This window comes from Rhodanobacter sp. Soil_C_14, from assembly GCF_057657335.1.
The window spans coordinates 161796-180074 of sequence record NZ_JBDGIQ010000003.1 but is presented as its reverse complement, the minus strand read 5'-3'; the positions used below and the strand labels follow the sequence as shown (position 1 = coordinate 180074).

15 protein-coding genes are annotated in these 18279 nt (G+C 66.0%); 7 read left to right on the top strand and 8 right to left on the bottom strand.

Annotation, left to right across the window (positions count from 1 at the left end; all coding sequences use genetic code 11):
- Nucleotides 1-38: 38 nt before the first annotated feature.
- A complete protein-coding gene (gene prpB / locus AC3A56_RS09380) occupies nt 39-923 on the bottom strand; it encodes a methylisocitrate lyase (RefSeq protein ID WP_487770131.1) in 885 nt (294 codons plus the stop codon).
- A 162-nt stretch (nt 924-1085) separates the two neighbouring features.
- Here prpB and AC3A56_RS09375 point away from each other — a divergent pair, with 162 nt between their 5' ends.
- From AC3A56_RS09375 to ahpF, 3 genes are all read left to right on the top strand, one after another.
- Nucleotides 1086-2399 (top strand): dicarboxylate/amino acid:cation symporter, encoded by a 1314-nt coding sequence (locus AC3A56_RS09375; RefSeq protein WP_082542683.1) that lies wholly within the window; start codon nt 1086-1088, stop codon nt 2397-2399.
- 171 nt (nt 2400-2570) lie between these two features.
- Nucleotides 2571-3134, top strand: coding sequence for an alkyl hydroperoxide reductase subunit C (gene ahpC / locus AC3A56_RS09370; RefSeq protein ID WP_056717598.1), 564 nt, complete (start codon nt 2571-2573; stop codon nt 3132-3134).
- A 180-nt stretch (nt 3135-3314) separates the two neighbouring features.
- On the top strand, nt 3315-4913 hold the full coding sequence (gene ahpF / locus AC3A56_RS09365; RefSeq protein ID WP_487770130.1) for an alkyl hydroperoxide reductase subunit F: 1599 nt from the start codon (nt 3315-3317) through the stop codon (nt 4911-4913).
- A gap of 79 nt (nt 4914-4992) precedes the next feature.
- Here ahpF and prpE read toward each other — a convergent pair whose 3' ends face one another.
- Nucleotides 4993-6888 carry a propionate--CoA ligase gene (gene prpE / locus AC3A56_RS09360; protein ID WP_487770129.1) on the bottom strand — a complete coding sequence of 632 codons (1896 nt, stop codon included), beginning with the start codon at nt 6886-6888 and terminating at the stop codon, nt 4993-4995.
- A 159-nt stretch (nt 6889-7047) separates the two neighbouring features.
- Here prpE and AC3A56_RS09355 point away from each other — a divergent pair, with 159 nt between their 5' ends.
- The gene (locus AC3A56_RS09355) at nt 7048-8076 is read left to right on the top strand and encodes a MerR family transcriptional regulator (RefSeq protein WP_487770128.1); all 1029 of its coding nucleotides are present in this window, start codon (nt 7048-7050) and stop codon (nt 8074-8076) included.
- A gap of 65 nt (nt 8077-8141) precedes the next feature.
- Here AC3A56_RS09355 and AC3A56_RS09350 read toward each other — a convergent pair whose 3' ends face one another.
- Nucleotides 8142-9125 (bottom strand): malate dehydrogenase, encoded by a 984-nt coding sequence (locus tag AC3A56_RS09350; RefSeq protein WP_487770127.1) that lies wholly within the window; start codon nt 9123-9125, stop codon nt 8142-8144.
- 90 nt (nt 9126-9215) lie between these two features.
- On the bottom strand, nt 9216-10415 hold the full coding sequence (locus tag AC3A56_RS09345) for an aminotransferase class I/II-fold pyridoxal phosphate-dependent enzyme (protein ID WP_056764783.1): 1200 nt from the start codon (nt 10413-10415) through the stop codon (nt 9216-9218).
- Nucleotides 10416-10565: 150 nt separating this feature from the next.
- On the opposite strand from AC3A56_RS09345, the gene AC3A56_RS09340 reads away from it, so the two are divergent.
- Nucleotides 10566-10820, top strand: a complete 255-nt coding sequence (locus AC3A56_RS09340) for a GlsB/YeaQ/YmgE family stress response membrane protein (RefSeq protein ID WP_487770126.1) — start codon at nt 10566-10568, stop codon at nt 10818-10820.
- Nucleotides 10821-10891: 71 nt separating this feature from the next.
- Here the strand turns inward: AC3A56_RS09340 and AC3A56_RS09335 are convergent, their stop codons facing one another.
- From AC3A56_RS09335 to AC3A56_RS09325, 3 genes are all read right to left on the bottom strand, one after another.
- Nucleotides 10892-11329, bottom strand: coding sequence for a YidB family protein (locus tag AC3A56_RS09335; RefSeq protein ID WP_056764781.1), 438 nt, complete (start codon nt 11327-11329; stop codon nt 10892-10894).
- A 136-nt stretch (nt 11330-11465) separates the two neighbouring features.
- Nucleotides 11466-11975 (bottom strand): peptidylprolyl isomerase, encoded by a 510-nt coding sequence (locus AC3A56_RS09330; RefSeq protein ID WP_056764779.1) that lies wholly within the window; start codon nt 11973-11975, stop codon nt 11466-11468.
- A 107-nt stretch (nt 11976-12082) separates the two neighbouring features.
- Nucleotides 12083-13876, bottom strand: a complete 1794-nt coding sequence (locus AC3A56_RS09325; RefSeq protein ID WP_487770291.1) for a 3-hydroxybutyrate oligomer hydrolase family protein — start codon at nt 13874-13876, stop codon at nt 12083-12085.
- A 161-nt stretch (nt 13877-14037) separates the two neighbouring features.
- Between AC3A56_RS09325 and AC3A56_RS09320 the strand changes: the two genes are divergently transcribed.
- Together AC3A56_RS09320 and AC3A56_RS09315 are read left to right on the top strand one after the other, a co-directional pair.
- Nucleotides 14038-14697: a response regulator transcription factor gene (locus AC3A56_RS09320; protein WP_487770125.1), complete on the top strand. Its 660-nt coding sequence runs from the start codon at nt 14038-14040 to the stop codon at nt 14695-14697.
- Nucleotides 14698-14869: 172 nt separating this feature from the next.
- The gene (locus AC3A56_RS09315; RefSeq protein WP_487770124.1) at nt 14870-16561 is read left to right on the top strand and encodes a tetratricopeptide repeat protein; all 1692 of its coding nucleotides are present in this window, start codon (nt 14870-14872) and stop codon (nt 16559-16561) included.
- A gap of 106 nt (nt 16562-16667) precedes the next feature.
- Here the strand turns inward: AC3A56_RS09315 and AC3A56_RS09310 are convergent, their stop codons facing one another.
- A complete protein-coding gene (locus AC3A56_RS09310) occupies nt 16668-18260 on the bottom strand; it encodes a tetratricopeptide repeat-containing sulfotransferase family protein (protein ID WP_487770123.1) in 1593 nt (530 codons plus the stop codon).
- Between the last annotated feature and the right edge of the window lie 19 nt (nt 18261-18279).

Here is an 18279-nt window from a genome sequence, read left to right as displayed (position 1 = left end):
GTGCGGTTTTTTGCTTGGCGTATGCGTTTGCGCAGGGATCAGCCCTGCTTCGAAAACAGCGAGTCGAGCTTGTCCTCATAGGCGTGGTAACCGAGGAAGTCGTACAGCTCCTCGCGCGTCTGCAAGGTGTCGATGATGTTCTTCTGGGTGCCTTCGCGGCGCACGGTTTCGTAGAAGTTGAGCGCCGCCTTGTTCATCGCGCGATAAGCACCGCAGCAGTACAGCGCGATGTCCACGCCGGCGTCGCGCAATTCGTCGGTGGTGAAGAACGGGGTGGAACCGAACTCGGTGAGGTTGGCCAGGATCGGCACCTTCACCGCGGCCTTGAACTTGCGGTAATCCGCCAGCGTCTTCATCGCCTCGGGGAAGATCATGTCGGCACCGGCTTCGACATAGGCCACTGCGCGCTCGATCGCCGCGTCGATGCCTTCCACGGCCGCCGCGTCGGTGCGCGCCATGATCACGAAGTCCGGATCGGTGCGCGCATCCACCGCCGCCTTCACCCGGTCGACCATCTCGTCCTTCGGCACCACTTCCTTGCCGGGACGATGGCCACAACGCTTCTGGCCGACCTGATCCTCCATGTGCACCGCGGCCACGCCCACGCGCTCGAACGAGCGGATCGTGCGGGCGATGTTGAACGCCCCGCCCCAGCCGGTATCGATGTCGACCAGCAGCGGCAAACCGGTGGCGTCGACGATGCGGCGCGCGTCGGTGAGCACGTCTTCCATGGTGCTGATGCCGAGGTCCGGCATGCCCAGCGAATTGGCGGCCACGCCGCCGCCGGAGAGGTACAGCGCCTTGTAGCCGACGCGCTTGGCCATCAGGCCGGCGTAGGCGGTGATCGTGCCCATCACCTGAAGTGGCTGTTCGGCGGCAACGGCCGTACGGAAACGTGTACCGGGGGATGCGGGCTGAGTCATGTCGCCTCCGTCAAAACGGGCATTTTAGCCCACCGGGGCATCCCGCCGGGATTGGACCTTCCTACACCCCTGCCATCGCCTCGAACGGAGGCTGGCGCCGGGCTGGCGGCGAGCCGCAATTTCCTGCGTGACGAATCCGCCGCCGCCCCGTACATTCAACCCATGAGCACATCGACTCCTCTCGCGAAACGCATCCTCTGGGGCCTGGTGATCGGCGTGGTCGCTGCCGTGGCCACCCTGGGCGTCGGCCAATTGCATCCGCCCACGCTGGCCTTCATGCAGAAGATCTCCTCGGCGGTGTTCGATCCGTTTGGCCAGATTTTCCTGCGCTTGCTGTTCTTCGTGGTGATCCCGCTGGTGTTCAGCTCGCTGGCCTCCGGCGTGGCCCAACTGGGCCGGCTGGACCGGCTGGGGCCGCTGGCCGGGCGCACCTTTGCGCTGTTCTTCGCCAACATGCTGATCGCCGTGGCGATCGGCCTGGTGATGATGAACACGGTACAGCCCGGCCATCATCTGGACGAGCAGGCGCGCACCCAGCTGATGCAGGAATACGGCAGCAGCGCGCAGAAGACGATCGACACCAAGGCCGCCCAGCCCAGCATGAGTTTCAGCACGCTGGTGGAGATGTTCATGCCGCGCAACCTGGTCGGCGCGGTGGCCGGCCCCAGCCGCAATGCGCTGGGCGACGTGTTGCCGCTGATCCTGTTCGCGATCCTGGTCGGTGCGGCGGCCACCCAGTTGCGCGAGAAGGAGCGCAAGCGGGTGCAGGTGGCGCTGGACACCATCACCGACCTGATGACGAAGATCGTGGGCTTCGCGCTGCAACTGGCGCCCTTCGCGGTGCCGGCAATGATCTACAGCGTAATCGTCAAGGTCGGCGTGGACGTGCTGTTGGCGCTGTCGGTGTTCGTGGTCGGCTGCAGCGTCGCGCTGGCGCTGCACCTGTTCGGCACGATGTCGCTGTGGTTGCGTTTCCTGGCCAGGCGTTCGCCGCTGGCGTACTTCCGGCAGATCCGCGCCCTGCTGATCACCGCGTTTTCCACCAGCTCCAGCAACGCCTGCCTGCCTGCCTCGCTGGCGGTGGCGCATGACGAGTTGAAACTCAACCCCAGCACCGCCGGCTTCGTGCTGCCGCTGGGCGCGACCATGAACATGAGCGGCACCGCCCTGTTCGAGGGCTGCGTGGTGCTGTTCGTGGCGCAGGCGTTCGGCGTGGAACTCAGCTTGAGCCATCAGGCCATCCTGATGCTGCTGTCGGTGCTGAGCGCAGTGGCGGTGGCCGGGATTCCTGGCGGTTCGCTGCCGATGATCGCCGGCTTGCTGGCAACCTTCGGCATCCCGCCCGAAGGCATCGGCATCGTCATCGGCGTGGACCGCATCCTGGACATGATGCGCACCACGGTGAACGTGGGCAGCGACATCGTCACCGCCACGGTGGTGGACCAGCAATTGCGCGGACGACTGGTCGCGCCCTGAGCGCACCGGCATGGCCGAAGTGCGGGCTTGAAGCAGGCCCGTCCGGCCACAGATCGGGACAGGGCACCTGATAGCTCAGGCCAATCGTTGCGATGCCGATAATCAATTAGATTTATCGCGCCCACCCTCGTAGCATCGTCACCACTGTTCAACCACCACGGGAAAACCAAGATGTCCCTGATCAATACCGAAGTGAAACCGTTCAAGGCCGACGCACTGAAAGCCGGCAAATTCGTCCAGATCTCCGATGCCGACCTGAAGGGCAAGTGGTCCGTGGTGTTCTTCTACCCGGCCGACTTCACCTTCGTCTGCCCGACCGAGCTCGAGGACCTGGCCGACAACTACGCCGAGTTCCAGAAGCTGGGCGTGGAGATCTACTCGGTCTCGACCGACACCCATTTCGCGCACAAGGCCTGGCACGACACCTCGGACGCCGTGAAGAAGATCAACTACACCATGGTCGGCGATCCGACCGGCACGATCAGCCGCAACTTCGAGGTGATGATCGAGGAAGCCGGTCTGGCCGATCGCGGCACCTTCGTGATCGATCCGGCGGGCAAGATCCAGATCGTCGAGATCAATGCCGGTGGCATCGGCCGCGACGCGTCCGAACTGCTGCGCAAGGTCAAGGCTGCCCAGTACGTCGCCGCCCACCCGAACGAGGTCTGCCCGGCCAAGTGGAAGGAAGGCGAGAAGACCCTGGCGCCGTCGCTGGACCTGGTCGGCAAGATCTGATTCACCGCTGCATCGGAACCGGGCGCCACGGCGCCCGGTTCCAACCCGCCTGGATGCTTGTGTCAGCGGCTTGCGCCCGGCACCGCTCCCGCCCTGCCGCCCTCCCCTCCGGCGCAGGCTGCTGTCACAAGCCTCTTCCCTCCCCACGATCCCCACGCATCCATCACTGGAGTGGTAGCCATGCTCGACGAAACCCTCAAGACCCAGTTGCAGGCCTATCTGGAAAAGCTGGTGCAGCCGATCGAGCTGGTCGCCGCGCTGGACGACAGCGCCAAGTCGCAGGAACTGGACGAATTGCTGCAGCAGATTGCCGCGCTGTCGGACAAGATCAGCCTGCGCCGTGACGACAGCGACGCGCGCAAGCCGTCGTTCGCGATCAATCGCGTCGGCACCGACGTCGGCGTGCGTTTCGCCGGCCTGCCGATGGGTCATGAATTCACCTCGCTGGTGCTGGCCCTGCTGCAAGTGGGCGGCCATCCGTCCAAGGCGGCCGCCGATACGATCGAGCAGGTGCGCAACCTCGATGGCGACTTCAAGTTCGAGACGTATTTTTCGCTGTCCTGCCAGAACTGCCCCGACGTGGTGCAGGCGCTGAACCTGATGAGCGTGCTCAACCCGCGCATCCAGCACGTGGCGATCGACGGCGCGCTGTACCAGGACGAGGTGGAAAAGCGCCAGGTGATGTCGGTGCCCACCGTGTTCCTCAACGGCGAAGTGTTCGACCAGGGCCGCATGAGCCTGGAGCAGATCGTGGCCAGGCTCGACACCGGCTCCAGCGCCCGCGAGGCGGAGAAGATCAAGGCCAGGGACGCGTTTGACGTGCTCGTGGTCGGCGGCGGCCCGGCCGGCGCGGCGGCGGCGATCTATGCCGCGCGCAAGGGCATCCGCACCGGTGTGGCGGCCGAGCGTTTCGGCGGCCAGGTGCTGGACACCATGGCGATCGAGAACTTCATCTCGGTGACCTATACCGAAGGCCCGAAGCTCGCCGCCGCGCTGGAGCAGCACGTGCACGAATACGACGTGGACGTGATGAACCTGCAGCGCGCCGAGAAGCTGGTGCCGGCCAGCGACGCGACCGGCGGCCTGGTTGAAATCGAACTGGCCAACGGCGCCACGCTGAAGTCGAAAACGGTGATCCTCTCGACCGGCGCCCGCTGGCGGCAGATGGGCGTGCCCGGCGAAGACGAATACCGCAACAAGGGCGTGGCCTACTGCCCGCACTGCGACGGTCCGCTGTTCAAGGGCAAGCGCGTGGCGGTGATCGGCGGCGGCAACTCCGGCGTCGAGGCGGCGATCGACCTGGCCGGCATCGTGGCCCACGTCACCCTGATCGAATTCGACAGCAAGCTGCGCGCCGACGAAGTCCTGCAGCGCAAGCTGCGCAGCCTGCCCAACGTCGACATCATCGTCAGCGCGCTGAGCACCGAGGTGCTGGGCGACGGCCAGCGGGTCAGCGCACTGGTCTATCGCGACCGTACCAACGAGCAGATGCACACGCTGGCACTGGAAGGCATCTTCGTGCAGATCGGCCTGCTGCCGAACACCGAATGGCTGAAGGGCACGCTGGAACTGTCCCCGCGCGGCGAGATCGTGATCGACGAACGCGGCCAGACCTCCCTGCCCGGCGTGTTCGCCGCCGGCGACGCCACCACGGTGCCGTACAAGCAGATCGTGATCGCGATGGGTGCCGGCTCCACGGCAGCGCTGAGCGCGTTCGATCACCTGATCCGCAGCCCGCTGGTGGTCACGGAAGACCGCAAGGAAGCGGTCGCCGCCTGATCGAAACGAACGGATCGAAGTGAACGGGATGACTCGCTGTCCCGTTCACCGTTTCGCCGGGCGGGCCCATGGCCCGGCGTCAGCTGCCTTGATCGGGCCCGTGTTCCAGCGCGCGGCGAATGTCTTCCAGCGCGCCCGGATCATCCAGCGTGGACAGATCGCCCGGATCGCGCTGCTCCGCCAACGCCTGCAACGAGCGGCGCAACAGTTTGCCGGAACGGGTCTTCGGCAAGGCATTCACCACATAGATGCGTGACGGCCTTGCCACGCCGCCAAGCTGGTCGACCACGCGCTGCTGCATGGCCTTCGCCACTTCGGCGGCACCATCACCGGCATCCCGTTTCAACGTGGCGAACACGATCGGCACCTGCCCTTTCAGCTCGTCCTTCACGCCGACCACGGCCGCCTCGGCCACCGCCGGATGGCTGGCCACCGACTCCTCGATCTCGCGCGTGCCCAGGCGATGGCCGGCCACGTTGATCACGTCGTCGGTGCGGCCAAGCACGAACGTATAGCCGTCCTCATCGCGCACCGCCCAGTCCAGCGAGCTGTACAGCAGCTCCTTGAAGTGGCTGAAATAGCTGTACACGTAGCGATCGTCGTCACGCCAGATGGTGCTGAGGCAACCCGGTGGCAACGGCAGCTGCAGCACCAGCACGCCCTTGGTGCCGTGGGGTACTTCCGCGCCGGTGTTCTCGTCGATCACCTTCATCCGGTAGCCCGGCGCCGGCAGGCCGGGCGAGCCGAATTTCACCGTCTTCAAATCCAGCCCCGGCATCAGGGTGATCGCTGGCCAACCGGTCTCGGTCTGCCAGTAGTTGTCGATCACCGGCACACCCAGCGCGCCGGTGATCCACTGGGCAGTCGGCTCGTCCAGCGGCTCGCCGGCGAGGAACAGCCACTTCAGCGTCGACAGGTCGTACTTCTTCAGCCAGCTCTCGTCCTGCTTCTTCAGCACGCGGATCGCGGTGGGCGAGGAGAACATGGTGCGCACCTTGTAGCGCTCGCACAGCTGCCACCAGATGCCTGCATCAGGCCGCGTCGGCAGGCCTTCATACAACAAGGTGGTGGCGCCGCCGATCAACGGGCCGTAGACGTTGTAGGAATGCCCCACCGCCCAGCCCACGTCGGACGTGGAGAACATCACCTGCCCCGGCGCGATGTCGAATACGTGGCGGATCGACAAGGCCATCGCCACCGCGTAACCGCCCACGTCACGCTGCACACCCTTGGGCTTGCCGGTGGTGCCCGAGGTGTACAGCAGGTAGCTCGGCTCGTTCGATTCCAGCCACGTCACCGGTACCTCGGCATCCGCGTGCTGCGCGCGCAGGCTGGCGTAATCCAGATCGCGCCCGGTCACCCGGGTCATCTGCGGATCCAGCCCGCGGTCGATGATCAGCACATGCGGCGGCGGTGCCGAGGCCTCGTTCAGTGCCGCGTCGACCAGCGGCTTGTACGGGATCACCTTGCCCGCGCGCATGCCGGCATCGGCGGCAACCAGCAACTTCGGTTGCGCGTCGTCGATGCGCAGCGCCAGGTTGTGCGCCGCAAAGCCGCCGAACACCACCGAGTGGATCGCGCCGATCCGTGCGCAGGCCAGCATCGCGAACACCGCCTCGGCCATGTTCGGCAGGTAGATCACTACCCGGTCGCCCTTGCCCACGTCCAGCGACTGCAGCACCGCGGCGAACGTGTTCACCTCGCGATGCAGCTGGCGATAGGTGAACTCGCGAGTGATGTCGGTTTCGCTGGAAATCGCCACCAGCGCCAGCTGCTCCGCGCGCTCGGCCAGGTGGCGATCGACCGCGTTGTAGCAGAGGTTGGTCGTGCCGCCCACGAACCAGCGCCGGAACGGCGGGTTCGACTGATCGAGGATCTGACGCGGCGGCGTCTCCCAGTGAATCAGCCGCGCCTGCTCGGCCCAGAATCGCTCCGGCTCGTCGACGGACTGCCGGTAGAACTCCTCGTAGCGCATGGGCGGACTCCAGGGTTTCGTTGCCGCCAGCCTAGACCAGCCCGGCAGCCGCATCATCGCGACAATGGTCGTAGCTGAGCATGGCCTTTCGCCACGCTTGACCCTCACGTAACGTGAGGCCCCAGCGTGCACGGCGCACACCGAAGGAGAAGGCAGGCCATGTTGTTGACCGTGGGCGAACTCGCCAGGCGCTGCGGACTGACCGTCCGCACGCTGCACCATTACGACACCATCGGCCTGCTGACACCCTCGGTGCGCTCCGCTGCCGGCTATCGACACTACGACCGGGCGAACATCGAACGCCTGCACCGTATCCAGGCCCTGCGTCAGCTGGGCCTGTCGCTGGCCGACATCGGCAAAGCCCTGTCCGGACCGCTGCAGCCATTGGCCGAGGTGGTCGACCAGCAGATCTCGCAGATCGACCGCGAACTCGCCGAAGGCACCCGCCTGCGCGAGCGCCTGGTGCATCTGCGCGCGCAGCTGGCGAACGGACAGCCCCCCGACCTGGCCGACTGGCTGGACACGCTGGAGCTGATGACGATGTACGAGAAGTATTTTTCACCCGAGGAACTGAAGACCCTGCCGCTGCACACCGACCCGGACGTGCTGACCGACTGGAGCGCCCTGGTCAGCGCCGTACAATCGGCGATGGACCGCGGCGCCACGCCGGACGATCCCGACGCGCAGATCCTGGCGCAACAGTGGATGACGATGGTCGGCCGCGGCACCGGCGGCAATCCCGCCTTCCTGATGCGCCTGCAGGCGATGAACGAGAACGAGCCCGGCCTGCGCGAACGCAGCGGCATCACCCGCGAGCTGGAGCAGTTCGTGGAGCAGTCGATGGTCGCGGAGCGGCTGGCGATCTTCGAGCGCTACCTCACGCCGCACGACATGCAGCGCATGCGCGAGCATTACGGCCGGCAGATGTACGCGTGGCCGCCACTGATCGCCGAACTGCGCCAGGCGATCGCCGACCATCTGCCCACCGACGATCCGCATGCGCGACAGCTGGCGACGCGCTGGATGGCATTGTTCCGCGCCTACGCCGGCGATGATCCGGCGACACACGCCCGCATCCGCGAGGCCTATGCCAGGGAACCGGACCTGCGCAGCGGCACCGCGGTGGACGACACGCTGCTGGATTACGTGCGGCAGGCATTTAAGGGCCTGGCGCACACTCCGCACTGACCGGCGCGCAAAAAAAAGGGTGGCCGATCGGCCACCCTTTCCGGTTCCCTGCGGGAGCCGACTTGTTACTTCGCGAACAGATGCTCGACGCCGGCGCGCTCTTCGCGCAGTTCCTTGTCGGTGGCATCCATGCGGGCGCGCGAGAAGTCGCTGACCGGCAGATCCTGCACGATCGTGTACTTGCCGTCCTTCACCGTCACCGGGTAGCCGTAGATCACGCCCGGGGCGATGCCGTAGGAACCGTCGGACGGAATGCCCATCGAAACCCAGTCGCCCTCGGCCGTGCCCAGCGCCCACGAGCGCATGTGGTCGATCGCGGCCGACGCGGCGGAGGCCGCGGACGAGGCGCCGCGCGCCTTGATGATCGCCGCGCCGCGCTGCTGCACGGTCGGGATGAAGTCGCTCTCGTACCAGGCCTGGTCGACCAGGCTCAGCGCCGGCTTGCCGTCGACGGTGGTCTGCGACAGGTCCGGATACTGGGTGGAGCTGTGGTTGCCCCAGATCGTCATCTTCTTGACGTCGGTGTTGTGCTTGCCGGTCTTCTCGGCCAGCTGCGCCTTGGCGCGGTTGTGGTCCAGGCGGACCATCGCGGTGAAGCACTTCGGGTCCAGGTCCGGCGCGTTCTGCTGGGCGATCAGCGCATTGGTGTTGGCCGGGTTGCCGACCACCAGCACTTTCACGTCGCGCTTGGCGTGGTCATTGATCGCCTTGCCCTGCGGACCGAAGATCGCACCGTTCGCTTCCAGCAGATCCTTGCGCTCCATGCCCGGGCCGCGCGGGCGGGCGCCGACCAACAGCGCATAGTCGACGTCCTTGAAGGCGACGTTGGCATCGTCGGTGGCGACCACGCCGGCCAGGGTCGGGAAGGCACAATCGTTCAATTCCATCACCACGCCCTGCAGCGACGGCAAGGCCGGGGTGATTTCCAGCAGGTGCAGGATCACCGGCTGGTCCGGGCCCAGCATGTCGCCGGCGGCGATACGGAACAGCAAGGCATAACCGATCTGGCCGGCAGCGCCGGTAACGGCAACGCGAACGGGGGCTTTCATCATTTGATCTCCGGGAAGGGGGAATCGGCAAAGGAAAATCGGAAGAGCGGAGCGGGCCGATGCCCGACTCCCCATTCCCGATTCACGGGTTCAATTCAGCTCGGCGAAAAACTCGGCAATGCGTTGCAGGCCCGGCTGCAATTGTGCAGCCGGACAGGTGTACGAGATGCGCATCGCACGCGGCTCGCCAAAGGCGGAACCGGGCACGCAGGCGACGCCCTTGGCCTCCAGCAGCGCGGCGCAGAATTCCACGTCGTTGTTGATCGCCACGCCGTGGTGGCTCTTGCCGAAGGCCACCGAAACGTCGGGGAATGCGTAGAACGCACCCTGCGGCCGCGGGCACACCACGCCGGGAATCGCGCTAAGCGCGGCAAACACGGTGTCGCGACGGCCGGCGAATTCCTCGCACTTGGCCTGCGGGACATCCTGCGGTCCGCTCAGCGCCGCCACGGCCGCGGCGGTGATCACTTCCGGCAGGCTGGTGATGTGGTTGGAGTTCAGCGTGGTGACGGCCTTCGCCACCGCTTCCGGCGCCGCGATCAGGCCCACCCGCCAGCCCGGCATGCCGTAGGTCTTGGACACCGAATCGACGAAGATCACCCGTTCCTTCAGCTCGGGCTTGGCGAACACGAAGTTGTGGTAGCCGATGCCGTCGAACACCATCGAGTTGTAGATGTCGTCGGTGATCACCCAGGTATCCGGGTGCCTCGCCAGCACCTCGGCCAGCGCCGCGATCTCCGCACCGGTGTAGACCATGCCGGTGGGGTTGGACGGGTTGTTGAACAGGAACACCTTCGGCTTGAGCGCCAGCGCGGCGTCGAGCTGGGCCGGGGTGAGCTTGTAGTTCTGCTCCGGTCCGCAATGCATCACGTTGATCTTCGCGCCCACGATGTCGGCGATGTCGCGGTACGTGGTCCAGTACGGCGCGGCGAAACAGATCTCGTCGCCCTCGTCCAGCAGCGCCTCGGCCAGGTTGTACAGCACGTGCTTGGCGCCGATGCCGATCGACAGGTTCGTGCGCCCGTAGCCGGAAAAACCCAGTGCCTCGATGTGCTTGAGGAATGCATCCAGCAGCGCGTCGGCGCCGCGGTTGCTGCCGTACTGGCCGGAGTCATGCGACAGCGACTCGCGTGCGGCGGCATACACGTGTTCGCCCGGCAGGAAGTTCGGTACGCCGATGGAGAAGCTGATGATGTCGCGGCCGGCAGCCTTGAGCTGTTTCGCCTTCTCGGCAATCACCATGATCGCGCTGGGTTTGGCGCGGCCGACACGCTGGGCGAGCTGGGGCATGGGTCTCTCACGCTGGGGGAGGAAGCAAAGGCGGTGATTTTATCACGCCATCCGGGCCCGGCGCTGGTCGTGCACGCCACGTCCACGAGAACCGGGCATGATGGCCACGCCCGCGCGACGGGCGGCTCACTCAACGCGGAGGAGATCCACATGCACTGGCTTTGGGTATTCGTGATTGGACTGATCGTCGGCCTGGTGGCCAAGCTGCTGATGCCGGGCAAGGACCCGGGCGGCTTCATCATCACCGCCATCATCGGCATTGCCGGCTCGCTGCTCGCCACCTGGGTCGGCCAGAACGTGTTTGGCTGGTACCAGGAGGGGCAATCGGCCGGCTTCATCGCTTCGGTGATCGGTGCGATCGTGTTGCTGATGATCTACCACCTGCTCAGGCGCAAGTCCGCCTGAGCAGCGATCCCGGCGGAGCGCCGCTCTGCCGGGATGTTTCCGATCAGGCTCACCTGATCGTGCTGGGTTTGTCAGGCCTGCGCCAGCCCACCCAGCAGCTTGCCGGCCAGACCTTCAAGCATGCCCAGATCGAAGCCGCCGCCCTGCCCCGCATCCGGCACCTGGCCATCCGGCGTCATGTGATCGACCGCGTGTGGCAGGACGTGCGACAGCCCGCTGAGCACCACGCCCGGATCGACACCGAGCTTGCCCGCAGCCTCCTGCACCAGCGAACCCATGCCACCGCTCTGCAGCGCCTGACCGAGCTGATCCCCCGAGACCGGCTGGTTCGCGCCGGTGCCCACCCACGACTGCACCGCGCCGCCGAGCCCGTGCTGCTGCAACATGCTGATCAGGCCCTGCACGCCGCCGGCGCGCTGCAGCAGATCACCCGCCACCGAGATCATCGAGCCGGCACCGCCGGCCTGCTGCTGTCCCTGACCGCCAAGCAAATCGTCGAGGAATGACATGGTCGTTCTCCTTGATGAATGAACAAGCGTGAAGCCAGTCGATCATAGGCTGATGAAACCGGCGCGACCATGACCTTCGTCCCCAAAAAAATCGCCGGCATCCGCCGGCGATTTTCTGCGAATCCTGATGATGGAATCAGCCGCGCTGGTCGAGCACCGCGTTCCATTCCTTGACGCGATCCGACTGCGCCGCCAGCAGGGCGTCGACGTCGCCGTCCACGGTGACCTTCTCGATCGTGTCGCCCTGGCTGATCGCGTTGACCACGTCCATGTCGGCGGCATCGACCACTTCGCCGAACACGCTGTGCTTGCCATCCAGCCACGGGGTCGGGCCATGGGTGATGAAGAACTGGCTGCCGTTGGTGCGCGGACCGGCGTTGGCCATCGACAGCACGCCCGGCTTGTCGTGCTTCAGCGAGGCGTTGAACTCATCCTCGAACTTGTAGCCCGGACCGCCGCGACCGCTGCCCTCGGGGCAACCACCCTGGATCATGAAGTCGGCGATCACGCGATGGAACGACAGGCCGTCGTAGTAGCCACGCTTTGCCAGGTTGACGAAGTTGGCCACCGTGACCGGCGCCTTGTCTTCATGCAGGCGCAGATGGATCGGGCCGCGGTTGGTGGTGAAGGTGACATTGATGGTCATGGCAAATCCTTGGGTTCAAGAGCTGCACCGTGCCACGGCACGGATATCGGGGTCGTGAAGGATAACCCAGCCCGGGCGGTGGATCAGCCATGGCCGACCGTCGATGCTCAAGGCAGGCCCAGCTTGCCGCGATCGAGGGCACCGACGCCACGCGGCCGGGCCGCGGGTGCGGGCGCATCGACCGGCCATGCTTCGCCCTCGTACAGGTGCCTCCACAACCGATCCAGGGCCACGTAGCCGTACGGCAACAGCGGCACGTGGCGCTCGCCGAAACCCGGCAGGGCGAGGAACGCATCGAAGTGCTGCGCATGCGGCACCTTCCAGTAGATCGGCCGGCGCCCTTCGTCGCGCAGCCACTCCACGTACGGTTCGGAACTGAAAGCCGTGGGCAGCAAGCCGTCGCTGGCGCCGTGCAGCACCCACAGCGGCAGGTCCGTCCGCGGCAGGCGGGCGGCGGTTTCGGCCACCGAAGCGTGCAGCGCCTGCGCCTCGTGATCTTCGCCGGTCCACAGCGCGCGCAGGCATTCGCTGCCGATCAGGGTCGGATCGGCCGATACATTGACGCCGCCGTAAAGCCCGATGCCGTTGCCCGGGGGAATGCCCGAACCATCGGCCCACCACGCTGCCCGCGTCGCGGCGTCCGCCACGCCCGGCGCGCCGCCGGCGCCGATCGCCGCGTAATGAAATCCGCAAGGCATGTCACCCGCGCCGCGCCGCAGGTAGGACGAGGCGTAGCCCGCCGCGATCACCCGCCACAGGTCGAACGCCGTAGTGCTGGCCGCCGTGTCCATCGCCTCGTCGGTCCAGCCACGCGCATGCAGATAGTCCCGCGCCTGCGCGGACTGCTGCGCCAGCGTGTTGCCACTGAGCTTGCCCTGCGCCCGCAGGCTGGCGCAGCGGATCGGCCATGCCGGCAACGCCACGCCGCGTGGCCCGCGCGCCATCGGTACGCCGGCAAACTGTTCCGCGCTCAGGGCGCAAGGCAGCCAGATCGCCGCCTCGGTGGCGTAGTCGTACAGCGCGCGGCCGCGATCCTTCACGTGCACATTCGGCTCCAGCGCGACCACGCCGGCGAAGAATCCGTCGTGATCCAGCCCGGCCGCCTGCAATACCGCACCGCCGCCATTGGAGATGCCGGTGGCGATGATCTTCGTGTTCTGCGGCGTGAACGGCGCCTCTTCCGGATACGCCCGATCGAGCATGGCCAGGCCGAACTGCGCGGCCTGGATCACGTGCCTGCCCCAGGCCGCCTCCGGGTTGTCGCCCGAATGCATGTGCTTGATCGCGATGCCGGTGACCGGCGGCCCCGGCATCGGCTGGAATTCCAGCGCAGCGTCGCCCTTTTTCGCGCGACGCCCGTCCAGCGCCACGCCGCTGTTGTCGGCGAAATCGAAGTAGCCCGTGCCGGTGCCCTTGTCGGTATACGCCACCGCGCAGCCGTGCGGCAGGCCCCACGCGCCGGCCAGCGAAATCGCGCCGTAGACGCCGCGCGATCCCGAGGAAGCCGTCACCACCAGGCAGCGTTTCTGCTTGTCGAAGTTGTCCGGCAACTGCAGCAATACGCGATGCGGCGCGCGTGCGCCGGGAATCCGGGCAAACGCCGAGTATTCGCGCCCCGGCACGTCCGGCACCGCGCCGTAGACCGTGCCGTAGCCACCCAGCGGACCCAGGTCGGCGATGCCCTTCCAACTGGTCTGGATCGCGCGTCGCCGCAGTTCTTCCGCGCCGGGGTCGAGTGGATCGGTAAAGGGCAGCGGCGCAGCGGCCAGGCCGGCAAGGCCCAGTCCTGCACTCAGCAGATCATCGTGACCGCGATGCTCCGTTACCCGCACTTCCCCGTAGTCGACCTCTGGCATGGCAGCTTCCTTCCCCGTGGCATGGCTGGCACAAGCGGACAGCATGACGGATAAGGGCATGAAGCAGAACAGCCAGGACAGGCGACGGGCGGAATTTTTCATTCCCGCACCATAGCAAGCACAAGGCGCCTGGCCATCGTACGAAAGTCCATCGCCGCGCGCCGGCAAGCTCGACGCGGCCGCGGCGGCCAGCTAACTTCAGCGTCATGACCAGCCTGCTGATTGCCGACGACCACCCCCTGTTTCGCGCCGCGCTGCGGCTGGCCGCGAACGACAGCCTGCCCGGCTGCGAAATCCGGGAGGCGGCTGACCTTGCCGGGGCGCTGCAGTTGCTGTCTGACGCACCGGATATCGACCTGGTCCTGCTCGACCTGCACATGCCCGGCAGCCAGGGCCTGTCCGGCCTCGCCGCCTTGCGCGGCCAGCACCCCGGCGTGGCGGTGCTGGTGGTCTCCGCCCACGACGAGCCGCGCATCGTGCGCCGCGTGCTCGATCACGGCGCCGCCGGCTTCATCCCCAAGAGCGCCAGTCCTGCCGAAATCGGCGAGGCGATCCGCAGCGTGCTCGATTGCGGCACCTGGTTGCCGCCCGATCTCGCTGACGCCGTCGCCGCCCTGCCCGCCGATCCCGCCGACACCGACCTCGCCAGCCGGCTGGCCCGCCTCACCGAACAGCAATCGCGCGTGCTGGCCCTGCTGGCCGAAGGCCTGCTCAACAAGCAGATCGCCGACCGGCTGGCGATCCAGGAGCGCACGGTGAAGGCGCACGTCACCGCGATTTTCGAGAAGCTGAAGGTGCGCAACCGGACCCAGGCGGGGATGCTGCTGAAATCGCTGGAACTGGGCGAACCGGCGCGGGTGAACTGAGCGGCTCGCGGCCTCGCGTATCCACTGTCGAAAGATCGGGTGCATACTCTGCCCGCCCAGATCGAGACGCCTCTGTCCGGTTACCGGATGGACGCGACACGCCGATCTCGTGCATCGCATTGGCGAATCGATTCGCCGCGTGTGACTCCATCCACCATGGGGGATGTCGATCATGAACATGCAGCACAGGTTTTGCTTCGCCGCGCTCATTGCCGGGGTCTTGCTGTCGGGTGCGATCAGCGCCACGCAGGCCCGCCAGACCGAACCGATGCGCAGCATCGAGGGGCTCGGCACGATTTCGTTCCCCACCTCGACCCGGTCGGCTGCTGCGCAGACCGCGTTCCTGCGCGGCGCACTCCTGCTGCACCTGTTCGAGTATCCCGACGCAGCCCGGGCTTTCCGCCAGGCCCAACAGCTGGACCCGGATTTCGCCATGGCCTACTGGGGCGAGGCGATGACATACAACCACGGCATCTGGAACCAGCTTGATGCGGATGCCGGACGCAAGGCACTCGCAAAGCTCGGCCCCACACCCGCCGCGCGTGCGGCGAAAGCGCCCACGCCGCGAGAGAAGGCCTATCTGGCTGCCGTAGAGATCCTGTACGCCGACAGCGACACCAAGCCTGCCCGCGACGCCCGTTACGACGAGGCGATGGAGCATCTGGCCAAGGCCTGGCCTGACGACAACAACGCACAACTGTTCCATGCACTGGCGCTGATGGGACGCAGCGAAGGCGTGCGCGACATACCGGCTTACCTGCGCGCGGGAGCGATCTCCGAGCGCATATTCCGACTGAATCCGCAGGACCCCGGCGCGGCGCACTACTGGATCCACGCGATGGACGATCCCGCGCACGCCGCCGGCGCGCTGAAGCCGGCACGTGCCTTGTCGAAGATCTCTCCGGCTGCCGCCCACGCCCAGCACATGACCTCGCACATCTTCATGGCGCTCGGTCTGTGGGACGACGTGGCGAAAGCCAACGAAGTGGCGATGCATGTGATGAATGTCCCGGCCAAGGCAGAGGGCCGCCCGCTCACCACCTGCGATCACTACACCCAGTGGCTGGAATACGCCTACTACCAGCAAGGCCGCTTCCGTGATGCCGGAAAGACGTTGCAGGCCTGCCTGCAGTCGGTCAAACCCTCGATGGAGTGGGCCAGCAGTCACGCCGGACAACTTGCCGAGATGCACAGTTCGCCGGCCATGTTCGGGCAGATGCTGAACGAATCGCTGATGCAGATGCGCGCGATCGCCGTGGTCGAGTCAGGTGACGGCAACGGCTTCGCCGCCCACACGGCCGTGGACACCACGGGCATGGGCTCGGACGCCGGTTGGAACGATTTCACCGATGGTTATGCCGCGATCGAACGCCATGACCTGGCGGCCGTGCAGCGCTCGCTGAGCGCAATTTCCACCTTGCATGCCGCAAGCCAGGCTGCGGGAGAAAAACAGACGTCCAGCTATCTCGCCATCCTGCAGGACGATCTCGCTGGCCTGCTGGCCGTGGAACAGGGCAAGCCCGACAACGGAGTGGAAGCCATCCGTCGCGCCTCCCGCAACTATGAAGCGTTGCCGTTCGATTTCGGTCCACCGGTGCCGATCAAGCCACCGCATGAACTGCTCGGCGAACAATTGCTGAAACAAGGCAAGGCCGCCGACGCGCGCGTGGCTTTCGAGACCGCACTGAAAAGCGCGCCAGGCCGCAGCCGGTCGCTGCTGGGCCGCGCCCGCGCGGAAGCCGCCAGCGGCGACACTTCGGCGGCCACCGCAACATACAAACAACTTCTGGATATCTGGCACACCGCGGATGCCGATCTGCCGGAACTGGCCGAAGCAAAGGGATTCGTGGCGGCGCACCCATGAATGCTGCTGCCGGGTGATAGACCGCACGCAGGCATGGATGCTGCTGCAATCGCTGTTGTCGAACGGGACAGGCCGCGTCGGCTCTGGATACAACCTCCCGGACTTCTCAACTGGTCACAATGGTCAAACCAAGCGCCTCGCGTAGCGGATTCAACAACGCTCCATAACGTTCAGCGACCGCGGTATTGCGATTGAGCGGTTGCCGCACCTGGCCGGCACTGGCAGTGCGCACCTGCCGCTCGACCTCGTGAAAACGCAGGCAGGCCGGATCGAAAGTCAGACCGCAGTAATCGAGCAGACGGCGTATTTCCGCTTCAGGCTGCTCGACCAGATCTTCGTAGACATAATCGCAGACCAGGCCCGGGTAACGCGTCTGCCAGAAACGCACCAGCCGATCGTAGTCGTGCCAGTAGGTGGCCAGTTCGTGGAAATCGTAGCTGTAGAGCTGGTCCGCCTTGAACTCGTGCTTGAAGCAGCTCCAGCACGTTTCCAGCGGGTCGCGCCGGCAATGGATGAAATGCGCTCCCGGCAACATCGCACGCGCCGCTCCGACCAACTGCCACTTGCCCAGTTCCTTGTCGGTGAAAACCGGATGATGCTGGCGCCAGTGCGCAGTGCGCTGCATGTATGCCTCGCCCAGCCGCGTCCAGTCCTCGGCAGTGGCCTTTGGCGCCCATTGCGGAATGTCCATGCCGCGCCGCACGGATTCCTCGAACAACACCTTGCCCAGGTCGCTGATCTCGCCGGATCCCTCGATCTGGTCATGGGCGCTGAGCATCTGTTCGAGCAGGGTCGAGCCCGAGCGTGGCATTCCGAACAACATGATCACTTCCCCGCCAAGTTGCGGATTCGTGGCCTGCGTCATGGGTTGTGCAAACGCATTCATGGTGTCGTCGACAAAACGACTGGTCCTGCCGGAATCCCACTGCACGGATCGACGCTTGGCTGCATTCGCAGCTAGCAGAACCGGAAACGCCTCGGCGTAGCGCCGGTTCGACTCCAGCGCCTGACCATGGGCGAAGCCGAGCGAAACCCGATAGTCTTCCCTCACCCCCGGTAGCGAGTGGACGCGTTTTATCTCGGCGAGATCGCGCTCGCTCAGGCGCACCGACTTCAGGTTGACCAGCGGCGTCCACGCTTCGATGGAATCCGGATGCCGGGCCAGCACATACCGTAGATCCGCCTCGGCTTCCTGCAGACGCCCCAGTGTTTTCAGCGCGTCGGCGCGCAGGATCCGTGCTTCCGCGTCGTGGGGTACGAGTTCAAGGAAGCGGGTCAATGCCTGGCAGGCGCCATCGGCATCGGCGATGCCTTCGAGCGCCTTGGCCAGGTTGTACCAGTAGTTGGCACGCCCGGGGGCCAGTTCGCACGCGCGTCGCAAGGCCTCCGCTGCGCCAGGCATGTCACCCGCGGCGCCGAGCGCGCTGCCGAGATTGTTGTAGATCGTTGCGTCATCCGGACGGCGCTGCAGGATCCGGCGAAATATGGCGGCGGCCTCCGGAAAACGTTGCTGCATGTGCAAGGCTATCGCCTGCCGGCGCAACAGTTCCGGATGCTCGGGCGCCAGCTTCAGACCGGTTTCGAGCAGGTCGCCGGCCAGCGAAAACTCGCCACGTCCCAGATGGGCTTCAGCGCGGCGCAGCAGTTCCGTCGCTTCACGCGACAAATCCTGCATGGGATCGGTGGGGACGGAACTCACTGCGCTTACATCCTGCATC

Coding starts and splice junctions, on each gene's coding strand:
- prpB (WP_487770131.1), bottom strand. CDS start 923: ATGACTCAGCCCGCATCCCCCGGTACACGTTTCCGTACGGCCGTTGCC.
- AC3A56_RS09375 (WP_082542683.1), top strand. CDS start 1,086: ATGAGCACATCGACTCCTCTCGCGAAACGCATCCTCTGGGGCCTGGTG.
- ahpC (WP_056717598.1), top strand. CDS start 2,571: ATGTCCCTGATCAATACCGAAGTGAAACCGTTCAAGGCCGACGCACTG.
- ahpF (WP_487770130.1), top strand. CDS start 3,315: ATGCTCGACGAAACCCTCAAGACCCAGTTGCAGGCCTATCTGGAAAAG.
- prpE (WP_487770129.1), bottom strand. CDS start 6,888: ATGCGCTACGAGGAGTTCTACCGGCAGTCCGTCGACGAGCCGGAGCGA.
- AC3A56_RS09355 (WP_487770128.1), top strand. CDS start 7,048: ATGTTGTTGACCGTGGGCGAACTCGCCAGGCGCTGCGGACTGACCGTC.
- AC3A56_RS09350 (WP_487770127.1), bottom strand. CDS start 9,125: ATGAAAGCCCCCGTTCGCGTTGCCGTTACCGGCGCTGCCGGCCAGATC.
- AC3A56_RS09345 (WP_056764783.1), bottom strand. CDS start 10,415: ATGCCCCAGCTCGCCCAGCGTGTCGGCCGCGCCAAACCCAGCGCGATC.
- AC3A56_RS09340 (WP_487770126.1), top strand. CDS start 10,566: ATGCACTGGCTTTGGGTATTCGTGATTGGACTGATCGTCGGCCTGGTG.
- AC3A56_RS09335 (WP_056764781.1), bottom strand. CDS start 11,329: ATGTCATTCCTCGACGATTTGCTTGGCGGTCAGGGACAGCAGCAGGCC.
- AC3A56_RS09330 (WP_056764779.1), bottom strand. CDS start 11,975: ATGACCATCAATGTCACCTTCACCACCAACCGCGGCCCGATCCATCTG.
- AC3A56_RS09325 (WP_487770291.1), bottom strand. CDS start 13,876: ATGCTGTCCGCTTGTGCCAGCCATGCCACGGGGAAGGAAGCTGCCATG.
- AC3A56_RS09320 (WP_487770125.1), top strand. CDS start 14,038: ATGACCAGCCTGCTGATTGCCGACGACCACCCCCTGTTTCGCGCCGCG.
- AC3A56_RS09315 (WP_487770124.1), top strand. CDS start 14,870: ATGAACATGCAGCACAGGTTTTGCTTCGCCGCGCTCATTGCCGGGGTC.